At 37.4% G+C, this 14,440-nt stretch carries 12 protein-coding genes; 8 read left to right on the forward strand and 4 right to left on the reverse strand.

Annotation, left to right across the window (positions count from 1 at the left end):
• The first annotated feature begins 212 nt into the window (after positions 1 to 212).
• Positions 213 to 2,171, forward strand: a complete 1,959-nt coding sequence (locus U8526_RS07495) for a sucrose-specific PTS transporter subunit IIBC (RefSeq protein WP_334341336.1) — start codon at positions 213 to 215, stop codon at positions 2,169 to 2,171.
• A gap of 595 nt (positions 2,172 to 2,766) precedes the next feature.
• Here the strand turns inward: U8526_RS07495 and U8526_RS07500 are convergent.
• Positions 2,767 to 3,120: a VOC family protein gene (locus U8526_RS07500; RefSeq protein WP_334341337.1), complete on the reverse strand. Its 354-nt coding sequence runs from the start codon at positions 3,118 to 3,120 to the stop codon at positions 2,767 to 2,769.
• Positions 3,110 to 3,976 carry a DegV family protein gene (locus U8526_RS07505; RefSeq protein ID WP_334341338.1) on the reverse strand — a complete coding sequence of 289 codons (867 nt, stop codon included), beginning with the start codon at positions 3,974 to 3,976 and terminating at the stop codon, positions 3,110 to 3,112. The genes U8526_RS07500 and U8526_RS07505 overlap by 11 nt, the downstream gene beginning before the upstream one ends.
• Before the next feature lie 145 nt (positions 3,977 to 4,121).
• On the opposite strand from U8526_RS07505, the gene U8526_RS07510 reads away from it, so the two are divergent.
• The 4 genes from U8526_RS07510 (at position 4,122) to U8526_RS07525 (ending at position 8,072) form a co-directional block, all read left to right on the forward strand.
• Positions 4,122 to 5,306 (forward strand): galactokinase, encoded by a 1,185-nt coding sequence (locus U8526_RS07510; protein WP_334341339.1) that lies wholly within the window; start codon positions 4,122 to 4,124, stop codon positions 5,304 to 5,306.
• A complete protein-coding gene (locus U8526_RS07515; RefSeq protein WP_334341340.1) occupies positions 5,306 to 6,751 on the forward strand; it encodes a UDP-glucose--hexose-1-phosphate uridylyltransferase in 1,446 nt (481 codons plus the stop codon). The genes U8526_RS07510 and U8526_RS07515 overlap by 1 nt, the downstream gene beginning before the upstream one ends.
• Complete coding sequence (locus U8526_RS07520) at positions 6,748 to 7,755, forward strand: LacI family DNA-binding transcriptional regulator (protein WP_334341538.1); 1,008 nt, start codon at positions 6,748 to 6,750, stop codon at positions 7,753 to 7,755. Before U8526_RS07515 ends, U8526_RS07520 begins: the two co-directional genes overlap by 4 nt.
• Positions 7,756 to 7,841: 86 nt before the next feature.
• Complete coding sequence (locus U8526_RS07525) at positions 7,842 to 8,072, forward strand: hypothetical protein (protein ID WP_334341341.1); 231 nt, start codon at positions 7,842 to 7,844, stop codon at positions 8,070 to 8,072.
• 614 nt (positions 8,073 to 8,686) lie between these two features.
• Here U8526_RS07525 and U8526_RS07530 read toward each other — a convergent pair.
• A complete protein-coding gene (locus U8526_RS07530) occupies positions 8,687 to 9,538 on the reverse strand; it encodes an alpha/beta hydrolase (protein WP_334341342.1) in 852 nt (283 codons plus the stop codon).
• 152 nt (positions 9,539 to 9,690) lie between these two features.
• Between U8526_RS07530 and U8526_RS07535 the strand changes: the two genes are divergently transcribed.
• From U8526_RS07535 to U8526_RS07545, 3 genes are all read left to right on the forward strand, one after another.
• Positions 9,691 to 10,722, forward strand: coding sequence for a branched-chain amino acid aminotransferase (locus U8526_RS07535; protein ID WP_334341343.1), 1,032 nt, complete (start codon positions 9,691 to 9,693; stop codon positions 10,720 to 10,722).
• A 1,164-nt stretch (positions 10,723 to 11,886) separates the two neighbouring features.
• Complete coding sequence (locus tag U8526_RS07540) at positions 11,887 to 12,360, forward strand: nucleoside 2-deoxyribosyltransferase (RefSeq protein ID WP_334341344.1); 474 nt, start codon at positions 11,887 to 11,889, stop codon at positions 12,358 to 12,360.
• A 186-nt stretch (positions 12,361 to 12,546) separates the two neighbouring features.
• Entirely contained in the window at positions 12,547 to 13,335 is a 789-nt protein-coding gene (locus U8526_RS07545) for a hypothetical protein (protein ID WP_334341345.1), read from the forward strand.
• A 257-nt stretch (positions 13,336 to 13,592) separates the two neighbouring features.
• On the opposite strand, the gene U8526_RS07550 is transcribed toward U8526_RS07545, so the two are convergent.
• Positions 13,593 to 13,763, reverse strand: a complete 171-nt coding sequence (locus U8526_RS07550; RefSeq protein WP_334341346.1) for a hypothetical protein — start codon at positions 13,761 to 13,763, stop codon at positions 13,593 to 13,595.
• Positions 13,764 to 14,440: the final 677 nt, after the last annotated feature.

Raw genomic sequence — 14,440 nt, forward strand, 5'->3', positions numbered from 1 at the left:
TTCGACTCATACTTTCTTTGATTGGCTACATTGTAACTTGTTCTATCTATAATTGTCAAACGTATGACATTTTTATAAATCTATATTTAACAACATGTTAATCGTTTGCAATAAATATTTCAAAATAAAATTGTTAAACGTTTGACAATTTTAAAAATGCATGTATTATTAAGTTATCGAAACGCTTACATTCGTTATAGGAGGAAATAACTATGAATCATGAACAAGTTGCGGGTCGAGTGCTTAATTATGTGGGACGTGACAATTTAATTGCGGCCGCCCACTGTGCAACTCGATTAAGATTAGTTGTTAAAGATGAAAAGAAAATCGATCAAAAAGGATTAGATAACGACGATGATGTTAAAGGTACTTTTAGCATGAATGGTCAGTATCAAATCATCATTGGACCTGGAGATGTCGATAAAGTCTATGATTTCTTGATCCAAAAGACTGGTCTCAAAACAGTTACCCCAGATGATCTTAAAAATCTAGCCGCTGACGGTAAAAAAACCAATCCCATCATGGCCTTTGTAAAACTTCTTTCTGATATTTTTGTTCCTTTAATTCCGGCCTTAGTTGCTGGTGGTCTATTGATGGCTTTGAACAACGTTTTAACTTCACCAAATCTTTTCGGTGCTCAATCAGTTGTTCAAATGTACCCTGGTATGAAAGGTGTCGCTGAACTGATTAATCTTTTGGCTTCAGCACCTTTCACTTTCATGCCCGTATTAATTGGTTTCTCAGCTACCAAACGTTTTGGCGGTAATCCTTATCTAGGTGCCGCAATTGGTATGGCAATGGTTATGCCAGCCTTGGTCAATGGTTACGATGTAGCCAACGTCATGGCCGCTGGAAAAATGACTTATTGGAACGTCTTTGGATTAAAGGTTGCTCAAGCCGGATATCAAGGCCAAGTTTTGCCAGTGCTTGCTGTTGCCTGGATCTTAGCTACTATTGAAAAATGGCTCCACAAACACATGCCAGCAACCCTCGATTTTATTTTTACCCCATTACTAGCCGTAATCGTTACTGGACTTCTAACTTTTATCGGTGTTGGACCTATCATGAGAGTTGTTTCCGACGGACTAACTAACGGTATCGTTTGGATGTACAACACAACAGGCTTCATTGGAACAGCCATCTTCGGTACTTTCTACTCACCTATCGTTATTACCGGATTGCATCAAAGTTTCCCTGCCATCGAAACACAATTACTAACTAATATTGCTAAAACCGGTGGCGATTTCTTCTTCCCAATCGCATCAATGGCCAACGCTGCTCAAGGTGCCGCCTGTCTTGCAATCTTCTTCATCTCTAAAGACAAGAAACAAAAAGGTTTAGCTTCATCAGCTGGACTATCAGCCCTATTAGGAATCACTGAACCAGCTATTTTCGGTGTTAACTTAAAATTACGTTACCCATTCATCTGTGCCATGATTGCTTCAGGAATTGCCTGTATCTTCATCGGCATCTTCCACGTACTATCTAGTGCCCTAGGAGCTGCCGGTATCATTGGATTCATTTCCTTCCCACCTAAGTATTACCTACCATTCTTCATCAGTATTTTAATCAGTATTGCTTTAGGATTCACTTTGACATACGTTTACGGTATGAAATTCGACAAAGTAACAACTGCCAAACCAGTTGAAAACAAAGACAGTGACGAAGACAGTTCAGAAGTTGCTGACGAATTAATCGCTGCCCCCGTATCTGGTGAACTAATTAGCTTAAAAGATGTTAACGACCAAGTTTTCTCCGCAGAAATTATGGGCAAAGGCGCTGCCATCAAACCCACAGACAACAACGTTTACGCCGTAGCCGACGGAACTGTTACAGTTGCCTACGCTACTAAACATGCTTATGGAATCAAAACCAATGACGGTGCCGAAGTACTAATTCACTTAGGAATCGACACCGTAGACCTCAAAGGACAACATTTCACATCTAACGTCAAACAAGGCGACACAGTTAAAAAAGGCGATCTACTAGGCACCTTCGATATTGAAAAAATTCAAGCTGCCGGTTATGACCCAACCGTAATGATCGTTGTAACCAACACAACCGCTTATGGCGATGTAGATAAGTTGAATAAAACAGACGTTAAATCTGGCGATGACATCGTAGCTTTAACAGAGTTGACCCAAGGCTACGCAGCAGTTGCCAATGTTTAGAGAGCGAAGCAGGCCCGCTTAGACTCTGAGCATTTGCCTAAGCCCTGGAATCGTACGCGTACTATGCGTACAATTTCAGGACTGTAGCAAAGCATAGGAGTTTGGCCTGTGCAACTCGTTTTCACTATTAAACATAGAACATTGGTTATTAAAAAACAGAATTCCCCCTATTCTGAATACAAAAAGAACCTTATTAGAACCATACGCCCTAAACGTATGAATTCTAATAAGGTTCTTTTTAACCATGTAAGATTAGATGATATCTAATTGCTGTATTTTTTTCGATAATATTAGAAACGAATGTCTAGTCGGTAGTAAAAAATCTGTGGGCTCTCAGTGGTGCCATTCTACTTAGCTTGCGTAGCAAGGTTAGTAGAAGACCGGACTTGGAGATCCATGATTTTTCACAAAGTGAAAAATTATTAGCTTCAAGCCGTGTCCACCACGTTCCAGTGGCCCACAGATTTTTTGCGGACGACGGAATATTTCAACTACATCAGTTAGTATTAACGTTACAACCAAGTTTGAGTAAGAACCGAGATCATTGTCCACTCCAACAGCATTCCCAATTTTTGCGGAGGACGGCAATCAATCACTATTCCCCCTGAGCAACAACAAAATAGTTACCCTCAGGATCCTGAAAGTTAAAGGTCAAAACACCATTAACCTCAGAAACCTCACCAGCACTCAAAAAATCATCATGTAACTCATTAAAACGATTTGAGAAGAACATCAATGAAGGCACATTCTCATCCACCTCGGGAGAATAAATTCTGATATAATCCTTAGGAAAAATCGATAACTCAGTTTCCGCAGAAATTCCCAAGATAACATTTTGGTAACCACCATTTAAAGTTTGACGAGCAACAACTTTTGCTCCAAACTCTTCCACCCAAAATTCAACGTTCATATCAACGTCATCAACGTAAAGCATAATTCTAGTCTTCATTTAATAAGTCCCTATCCCAAACGACACCCATAGTCTTTTCACCAGTATGAACACTGATGGCTGGGCCTAAATGACTCGTTGAAATGCGAGCATTAGGGAAATTAGTTTGGAAATCATTACTCCACTTTTCCAACATTTCACGATTATTAGAATCAACAATCGTAATATGTAACTTCCAGTCTGGATGTGCGTCTGCATATTTTTGTATTTCTAAAGCAATCACGCGAAAGGCACGGTGCATCGTTCTTTCTTTACCAATTGCAAAAATCTTACCATCTTTAAAAGTCAATAATGGCTTCACATCTAATAAACTACCAATAATAGCTGAATGATTACTTAAACGTCCTGTACGACTCAAATGTTTCAAGTCATTAACGGCAAAATAAATATCGGTTGAGTCACGTAACTCTTCCATCTTCACAACAATTTTTTCAGGATCTTCGCCCTTTTGTGCCATTGAACCAGCCAACATAACTAAGTCAGCTTCGGCAGCACTAGCGGCCATTGAATCGAATGGATAAACTTTAGCTTTGTCATAGTCTTTGACAAACATTCTTAAATTATCCATGAATGAAGTAATTCCTAATGATAAGTGAATCGAAATAATTGTGTCATAACCTTCCGCTACTAAACGATCGTAAGCTTCTTGGATTTGCCCCATTGAAACTTGAGCGGTCGTTGGTAATTCAGGTTCATTACGTAAATAGTCATAAAATTTTTGATCTGTTAATTCTTCTGTTTCTTTGTATTGCTTGTCCCCCAAAATAACCGTGATCGGTAAGACGGTAATGTTGTATTGCTTGATTTGCTCAGGTGTTAAGTACGATGCTGTGTCAGTTACAACTGCCGTTTTCATATTTTTCCTCTTTCTAACGTGACATTGTATTCATGCATATAATAATAACATTTTATTATATTTTTTAAATTGATAGGCTTGTTTTAGTTATCGGAAAGCGCTATCATTTTTGTTAAGTAAACATTTACTAAATGGAGGATTAATTATGAATACCAATACACTTTTAGAAGGATTTGCTGACAAATTCAATCAGACTGCTGAAAAGCTCTTCTTTTCACCAGGCCGCATCAATCTGATCGGTGAACATACCGATTATAATGGCGGCAATGTTTTCCCTTGTGCTATCAGTCTTGGAACTTATGCTGCTTATGGAAAGCGTGATGACAATACCGTTCAAATGTTCTCTGAAAATTTACCCGATAAGGGAATTGTTTCATTCTCACTTGATGACCTCAAATTTAACAAAGATGATGATTGGGCCAATTATCCTAAAGGGATGATCTATTTTATTACTAAAGCTGGTTACAAGTTAGACCACGGTTTTAATCTTTATATCCATGGTAATTTACCTGACGGAGCCGGATTATCTTCTTCCGCTTCAATTGAATTATTAATGGGAACAATTCTCAAAGACGTCTTTTCTCTCGACATTGATCAACTTGACCTAGTTAAGATGGGACAAAAAGACGAAAATGACTTCATCGGCGTTAACTCTGGAATTATGGACCAGTTTGCTGTTGGTATGGGTAAGGAAAATCAAGCTATTCTACTTGATACCAATACTATGGAATATCACTACGCTCCTGTTGAATTGGGTAACAACGTGATTGTTATCATGAACACTAATAAACATCGTACTTTGGCTGATTCCAAATATAACGAACGTCGCAGTCAATGTGAGCAAGCTTTGAAACTGCTTCAAACTAAATTAGCTATCAATTCACTTGGTGAGTTATCAATTGATGATTTCGACCGTAATTCATACTTAATCAATGATGATATTTTGATTCGTCGTGCCCGTCACGCTGTCTTTGAAAATCAAAGAACCCTTAAGGCTATCAACTACCTTAAAGAAAACAACTTGGAAGAGTTTGGTAAGTTAGTCAATGCTTCTCACATTTCATTGCACTACGACTACGAAGTAACCGGTAAAGAACTCGATACTTTAGTCGCCGCAGCTTGGGAACAAGATGGTGTCCTCGGTGCCCGTATGGTTGGTGCTGGTTTTGGTGGCTGTGCTATTGCCATTGTCGATAAGGATAAAGTTGACGCCTTCAAGAAAAATGTTGGCCAAATTTATCAAAAAGAAATTGGTTACGCCGCTGACTTTTACATTGCTGAAATTGCTGACGGACCTAGAGAAATTGCTATTACAGAGGTGGAAAAATAATGTCTTGTGTCGATAAATTTGTCGATCAAATAATCAATGCTGATAATGACTATCAAGAAATGGATCGGGTCTATCTTTACAACCGTATCTGTGCCTTAGTTGGGGATGACAATCATCTTGATGGCAACGATACTAAAGAAGCTTTGATTCAAACAGCCGTTCAAAATAAAAAAATTGAGGACAGTCAAACTGCCAAAGAAATTCTCAATGATCAACTGATGGATTTTATTACACCATTGCCTTCAAAAGTTAATCATACATTCTGGAATCTCTATCAAAAGAATCCTAGTGACGCTATCAACTATTTCTACCAAATGAGCCAGGATAATGACTATATTAAGGTCAAAGCGATTGCCAAGAACATTTCTTATCAAGTGGCAACCGATTATGGCAACTTGGAAATCACTATTAACCTCTCGAAACCTGAAAAAGACCCTAAAGCCATTGCAGCCGCTGGTAAAGCTAAACAAACAGGTTATCCTAAATGCCAACTTTGTCTAGAAAATGAAGGTTACTTAGGCCGTTTAGGTTATCCTGCTCGTAGCAATCATCGAGTTATTCGTTTTACTCTTGGTGGCGAAACTTGGGGCTTCCAATATTCACCTTATGACTACTTCAAAGAACATGCGATTTTCCTAAATACAGTTCACAAACCAATGATTATTAACCAACATACTTTCAATAATCTAATCGAGATCATCAAGATTTTTCCAAATTACTTTGTTGGTAGTAACGCTGATTTACCAATTGTTGGTGGTTCAATGCTTAGTCATGATCACTATCAAGGTGGACATCACACTTTCCCAATGATGAAGGCTCCTATCGACCGTCAGATTGAGATCGATGTTGATAATGTTAGTGCTGGTATCGTCAAGTGGCCTCTTTCTACGATTCGTTTAACAAGTAAAAATCCTGACGAATTGGTTAAAGCAGCTACTTTGATCCACGAGAATTGGATGAACTATTCTGATGAATCCGTTGATGTCAGATCACATAGCGGCGAGATTCGTCATCACACTGTTACTCCTATCGCTTATCGTAAGGATGACAACTATGTAATGGACATCGTCTTGCGTGATAACCAAACTTCAGCTAAATACCCCGATGGTATTTTCCACCCCCACCAAGATGTTCAACATATTAAGAAAGAAAATATCGGCCTGATCGAAGTCATGGGGCGTGCTATTTTGCCAGCTCGTTTAAAAGCCGAGTTAAAAGAAGTCGAACGTTACCTACTAGATCAACCTAATCAAATGGCTCAATATCACAAGACTTGGGCCGATCAATTGAAACAAAAATATGAATTTACTAATGACAATGTGCAAAAGATTGTTGATAAAGAAACTGGTCTGGTATTTGCCAGAGTTCTTGAAGATGCTGGTGTCTTCAAATGGAACCAACAAGGACAAGCTGCATTTGATAAATTCATTCGGAGTTTAAAATAATGGCTACTCTACGTGATATTGCTAAAAAAGCCAACGTCTCACCAGCGACGGTTTCTCGAGTTTTAAACAACGATTTGACTTTGTCTGTTACTGATGACACTCGTGCCAACATTTTAAAAATTGCGACAGAACTTAACTACAAAAAAGCTAATCATCCCAACAGTCATTATCAAAAACATCTGGCTTTGGTCCAATGGTATTCCGAATCTAAGGAACAAGATGATCTCTATTACATGACTGTTCGTGAAGGAATTGAACAGCAAGCACCTAAATATGGTTTTCAAATTAGTCGTATCTTCCACAATGACATTGAAGAAATTCCTAACGATACTGACGGTATCATTGCTGTAGGTAAATTCAGTCAGGAACAAGTTCAAACGATGACTTTAATCTGCCCTAATATTGTTTTTATCGACGACGACCAATTCGGTAAGGGATTTGATTCCGTTCTAACTGATTTCAAATACGGAATTCAAAAAGTTGTTAACTACTTCATCGATCAAAATATTGAGGATGTCGGTTTGATCTATGGTGAGGAAACCTCAACTGACAATCAACGGGTAATTCCCGATTTACGTTTTGACAACTTCAAAACTGCCATGGACGAACACAATCTATTTAATCCACAGAATTGTTTCAAAGGCGATTTCACTAAGAATTCTGGTTACGAACAGATGACCAAAGCCGTTGCCAAAGAAGATTTTCCACATGCCTTCTTTATCACGAATGATTTGATGGCTGCCGGAGCTTTGAAGGCTTTGCAAGAGAACAATATAAACGTTCCCAAGCGAGTTCAACTTTTCAGTTTTGACAACACAGCACTTTCTCGTTACGTTAATCCAGAGTTAAGTTCAGTCGACGTTGCTACAACGCAAATGGGCGCCGCTTCAGTCGATTTGATGCAGGATTTATTAACCAATCAACAACATGTTGCTAAACGTTTAGAGTTAGCTACTAAGTTAATTTTCAGACAATCTACTTATACGACTGTTGAAGATATATAGTCTTCTTATGTGCAAGCAATTAAATTGTTAGTCCCCTCATCCCTATCTATAATTAAGGTAAATCCATTTAAAGGAGATGCCTTATTATGATGGGATTATCTGGTTGCCACTTTTTTGGTGGTATGGGCTTCATGGGTGGAGGATTTCTCTTCTACGGAATCATCATCCTATTGATCATCATCGCAGCCGTTTACCTTTTCAGCAGACAAAATGGTCATAAACAAAACAGTGCTTTAGAGGTACTGGATCGTGAGTATGCTCAGGGTAAAGTTTCCGATGCGGATTATGAAAAGCGAAAAGAAAATTTGACTAAATAACTTATTAGAAATTCTTATTGGAGTTTGGTCGGGATAGGGATAGATTTAAATTCCCGTCCTCCACAAAAATTGGGAATGCTGTTGGAACGCTATGGGCGCGATTTTGAACTAATTATTTTTCACTTCGTGCAAAATAATGGATTTCAAAAGTCGGCCTTATTGTAATCGGCAAAGCCGATAACAATAATCTCATAGCTGAACGCATTCCCAATTTTTGCTCCGGACTAAAGAGTACTTCTATTGTTTAATTACAATGAATTATTTAATCCAGTATCCTTTCTATTCTAAAAATCACTTTTAAATCGAAAGAAGCATCCATATAACCGGATACATTGGTTGATATGGATGCTTCTTCTTTTATTGTTAACAATTCTAAACAGTGAAAAACCACGAATCTAGTCGGTAGTAAAAAAACTGTGAGCCCTCAGTGGTGCCATTATACTTAGCTTGCGAAGCAAGGTTAGTATAAGACCGGACTTGGAGATCCATGATTTTGTACGCAGTACAAAATTATTAGCTTCAAGCCGTGTCCACCACGTTCCAGCGGCTCACAGATTTTTTACTACCGACGGCATATTTTAACCACATCGGTTGGTACAAATTCTTATTAAATACTATTTTTTCCACAGGAAGTTAATTAAAATTTTATCAACTTGCTTGTTCTCGTGTAACTTGCTGTGTTGTGCCATTTTACCGACAATCTTCTTTTCACGGTAAGATTTAGCACGACCTGAAACTAGGTATCTCAGAGATTGTGATGAGGCATTAGAGACAGCCCCATCTGAATGGGTTCCATCGTTTTTATCACCAAAGATATTGAGCACTCGTGTATTAGTTGGATAAACTTCTCTCAACTTCAATAATTCTCGATAAAACTGATTCATCGGTGTTGGTTTACCATTTTTAGCTAGAGTAATATCTCCTGGTTCATCATCTACATCAATAATACCGTCAAAATGTCCGGCAATATCGACTACTTTATTGACCTTTGGCAATTTCTTATTGTTGTAATTGTCCAAAATGTAATAATTGATGGCCATATTTCCCATTGAGTGACCAACAAAATTAACTTTTTTAAACTTGTAATCTTTTTGCAAAGCTTCAATAACGTTCTTAGCCCACAATCCGGCTGTATGATAATTAGTCATCTTACTATTATCGTAATTGACTTCTACAATTGGGTTCTTGGCTTTTTTGGGAATTGAACCAATTATCTTAGCGTAGCCGTTAGGACTGACATTAACTCTGACGATTGTCTTTGTTACACCAGCTTTTTTAGAAGCTCCTGTCATTTGAGTCTCTGCTCGAAAACTACTACCGTAGCCATGAAAAAAGAGTGTTGGTATCGATTCCTGAACATACTTTTTGGACTTAGCTGCTTGCACATGAGAGCTGTAGGTAAATACTCCTAAAATTACTAGGACTATCGCTACTGCAGTTGAAAGAGTAATTTTTTTCTTATTCATGAGTTTTCTCCTCTCACCTCCCCTATATTGTAGTCATTCTTATCCATAATGCGAAATAAATGTCTTAACTTGATTGACACTTCTTGAATCATTAATTATGATAAATTTAATCTATTTAATATTATTTTAATTTGAGTAAGGAGATTTTAATTATGGCAAAAGCAGATCCAAAAACAATTGATTGGAATAATCTGGGATTTGATTATATGGACTTACCTTATCGTTTCATCGCCCACTTTAAGGATGGTGCCTGGCAAGATGCTGGTTTAACTGAGGACAGCACTCTTCATATTAGTGAAGCTTCTACTGTTTTACATTACGGCCAAGCAGCCTTTGAGGGAATGAAAGCCTATCGTACTCCAGATGGCAGCATCCAACTATTCAGACCTGATCGTAACGCTAGTCGAATGAAGGAATCTTGTGAAAGATTACTAATGCCTGTCTTTCCTGAAGATAAATTTGTTGAAGCGGTTAAAGAAGTAGTTAAGGCTAATGCTGACTTTGTCCCTCCTTATGGAACTGGTGCTACTCTTTATCTACGTCCATTGATCATCGGTACAGGGGCTCAAATTGGCGTTCATCCCGCACCTGAGTACGTCTTTACTATCTTTGCCATGCCTGTTGGTAACTACTTTAAAGGTGGACTTACACCCGTTAACTTTACAACTTCACAATATGACCGTGCTGCTCATAAAGGTACTGGTCAAAGTAAAGTCGGTGGAAACTATGCTGCCAGTCTTTATCCTGGTGACGAAGCTCATAAGAATGGATTTGCTGACTGTGTCTATCTAGACCCTATCAACCATGAAAAAATTGAAGAAGTGGGATCAGCCAATTTCTTTGGTATCACTAAGGATAACGTCTTCGTAACTCCTAAATCACCATCAATTTTGCCAAGTATTACAAAGTACTCCCTACTCTGGTTAGCAAAGAACCGTCTTGGTCTTGGTGCTGAAGAAGGCGATGTTTATATTGATCAGTTAGACAAATTTAAGGAAGCCGGAGCTTGTGGTACAGCCGCTGTTATTTCACCAATTGGTGGTTTGGAACACAAAGGCAACTTACATGTCTTCTATAGTGAAACAGAGGTTGGCCCCGTTACAAAGAAACTTTATGATACTTTAACAGGAATTCAATTCGGAACTGTTGAGGCCCCTGAAGGTTGGGTACAAACCGTAGAATAGCAAAAAAAGTCGTGATTGATGAGGTCACGGCTTTTTTCAATGGAATATTGTATGTTTGAGAATCTCTATATTAAAGCGCAGTATCGAAGGGTGAACTGTAACATTAATATTAGAGTATATCAGTACACTACTGGTAATTAGGGAAAACAGTGTTTTGATAGTACACATGTTATTCAGTCAAATTATCCGAGGGTGATAATAAGTCAGAAGTTAGAACAATTATTTTGTTCTTTCGCATGTATCTATATTGTATAGTTATGCTGTTCATATGGTGTTCATAAATTTATAAAATAATTTTTCTATTATTGAATTAAAAAGCAAACTAAATAATGGTATATTTTTGGTTTATGATTCTCTGCTTATTATTTGTGGGGTTGGGATGTGCTTAAATTCCCGTCCTCCACAAAAATTGGGAATGCTGTTGGAACGCTATGGGCGCGATTTTGAACTAATTATTTTTCACTTCGTGCAAAATAATGGATCTCCGAAGTCGGCCTTATTGTAATCGGCAAAGCCGATAACAATAATCTCATAGCTGAACGCATTCCCAATTTTTGCTCCGGACTAAAGAGTACTTTGATTGTTTAGTTTGAGATAAATTATTTAATCCGGTGTACTTTCTATTTCAAATATTACCTTTAAATCAAAAGGACATCCATATCAACTGATATATGCTAATTGATACGGATGTCTTTTCTTTTATTATTAGTAATTCTGAATAGCAAGGAGTCAAAAATATCTATCCGCTCTGAAACTAATTAAGTTTGTTATTCCGAACTAAAATCGTGCTCTGATTGAAAACTATCTAAATGCTGCAATTTTAATAAATAATAATAGAAACAGAAATATAGTCGGCAGTAGAAAATCTGTGGGCCCTCAGTGGTGAAGTTCTGGTTAGCTTGCGAAGCAAGGTTACCAGAAGACCGGACTTGGAGATCCATAATTTTGCACGAAGTGTAAAATTATTAGCTTCAAGCCGTGTCCACCGCATTCCAAGCACACAGATTTTCTACTGCCGACGGAATACTTATACTGCATTAGTTGATATTAGTTACAATTCTTCAATTGAATTCCCTAACATTTAATTTCAGTTTCCTTCTATCTTAAACCGACATAATGATAAGATATTACAGAACGTATAATAATAGAAAGAAGGATTTTTTAATGAAAATATATTTTGCCAATGGTCTCTTCGCTTTAGCCGATCGCATGTTTAACGAATTTGTCGTTGATAAGATCAGAAAGATGGACTCTAATATTGAGGTTTACCTTCCTCAAGAAAATGGTGACATTAATGACAAGATGAATTATGCCGATTCTATCAAGATTGCACAAGAAGATAACAAAGAACTTCTTTCATCTGACTTAATTGTTGCAATTCTTGATGGTGACACAATGGACGACGGTGTGGCCTCTGAAATCGGTCTTGCCTACGGAAAAGAAATTCCTATTGTTGGTGTCTATACTGACTTACGTCAACATGGTGTCGAAAACCCTGAAAAGCTTAAAGCTGTGGGCTCTATTGGTGAAAATCCTTTTGCCTATATCAACAATTACACTATTGGTTTAATCAAAATGAATGGTGTCGTGGTTAACAATGTCGACAGTATGTTAGATGAGATATGCAAATATCTCTAATTTTTTTAGATAAAAATGACATATAATTATTTCAGTTTAGTTACATTAACTTTACAGTCAAATTATAACTAATTTACAGTTAAGTTATATTCAACATTTGATGGTCTAGACGTTATATTATTAATTCCGTTGAGAAAATAGTACACATTTAAACACACAAGTTTCATTCGGGGGAAATATTATATAATGAAGATCAAAAAATTCGTAGCATCTGTATTCACAGTTACAACACTTGCATTAATCGGTATCAGTACACAAACACAAAACGTTAGTGCCGCAACAACAACTACTAGCACTAGTGGAACTATCTATGTAACAAATGCCAGTGGCGCTAGTCTTTATGCTCAAACACAAGATGGCGTTGCTAGAATTGCTTCAGCACTTGGTAGCAAAACTGCTTGGAGAATTGATAAGACTATGAACTTCAATGGAGCTATTTATTACGAAGTTGGTTCTAATGAATGGGTATCAGCTAGTGATATCTCTACAGAAGCTCCAGCAGTCTCTCTAGACAAAGATATGTATATCAATGTTGCAGGAGGCGTTAACCTTTACGATGCTCCTAATGGTAATTTTACAGGCAACGTAGCTTCTGGACATACAATGGTTCATGTTTATGCAAGTAAGACAGATGCAACTGGTAATACATGGTACGATGTTGGTCGTAGCCAATGGATCAACGGAAAATACATGTCAACTGACAACGTTAAACAAACACTAACAATGTCAGCTACAGCATATGATCCCGTTGTACTAGGCTCAAATATGGGATACAGCGGTGTCGCTGCTAACCTATCAAAATTCCCACGTGGAACACATTTAAGAATTACAGCTAATGGCAAGACTTACGATCGTGTAGTTAACGATACAGGTCTCTTCGCCTACAGCAACCCTAACCAACTTGATATTGCAATGCCTAATTCACAAGCATTACAATTCGGACGTCAAAACGTTACCGTTCAAGTATTAGGCTAGGCTAGAGAGCGAAGCAAGGGTGTTCAGCTCCCGAGGATTAAGACTACTATCTCAGTCGGCAACGAAGTGCCGGCAGAGATAGTTGACTTAACCGGAAGGAGTTACCCTTGCGAAGCTCGTTTCCACTATAATGCATAGAACAATGGTTAAGTACATGTAAAAAGTGGTTAACAAATTTAAACAAAAACACAAAAGAAGCCTAAAGCAAAAACTATCCCAGATAGTCAGAGCTTTAGGCTTCTTTTTATATTTCAACTTTATTTTTTATCATGATGAATTTTCTCGTCAAATACAAATTCTTTACGCACCAACAAAACAATCCCAACGACAAAGGCCAAAATAGCATAAATCAACGAAGCTGTGGCGACAACATAAATATCAACGCCTAAGAAAAGATTGAAGATAATATTATGTAAATTTCTTAGCATGATCCTAGCCTCTTCTCAAGAGCCCAAAACTCGACTGAAAAGAATTATTATTCCAAATACAAAAGCAATAATTGAACTGACAATTCTATTTTTTTATTGTTTATGGCAATTTTATTATCTTAAATATATTTAACAAGAAATTAGACTACAGGAAAAAAGTTAGATTCCCATTAATTCAGCTTTTGTCATCACGCGATCACCAATTTGTCTATTCAAAACAAAAAGAGGCGGCAGCAATCAATTAAGATTACTGCCGCTTCCCCGTACTTATGAACATGTTCTACGTTTTTAAGCTAAGATAAAATTCTCTTCGTATCCTCAAGTATACTTGATTCAACTACCTAAAAATATATCTTTACTCTGGGATATATTTTGTTAAATCATTGGACCCTAGCGAACCATATCTGTAAGTGTCAACACAACTAATAGTTAGGTTGTTATTATATAAACTCTTGCCTCTAGTCCCAAAAATGTCTTAAAATACATCGACGTTAACTTTACCCTGTCCTTTATGAAACCATATCTAGAGTATGGCTTCTGCCGGATCAAAATATTTTAACCGTTGTACTTACTGACAATTTATCTTAACTATGGACATAATATAATTCATTCCAGTCAATGATACAAACATTAGCTCCACTTTTCGATAGACGCTTTGACAAAACCGTAAAAAAAGA

The organism is Companilactobacillus sp. HBUAS56275 (genome assembly GCF_036913655.1).
GTDB lineage: Bacteria > Bacillota > Bacilli > Lactobacillales > Lactobacillaceae > Companilactobacillus > Companilactobacillus pullicola.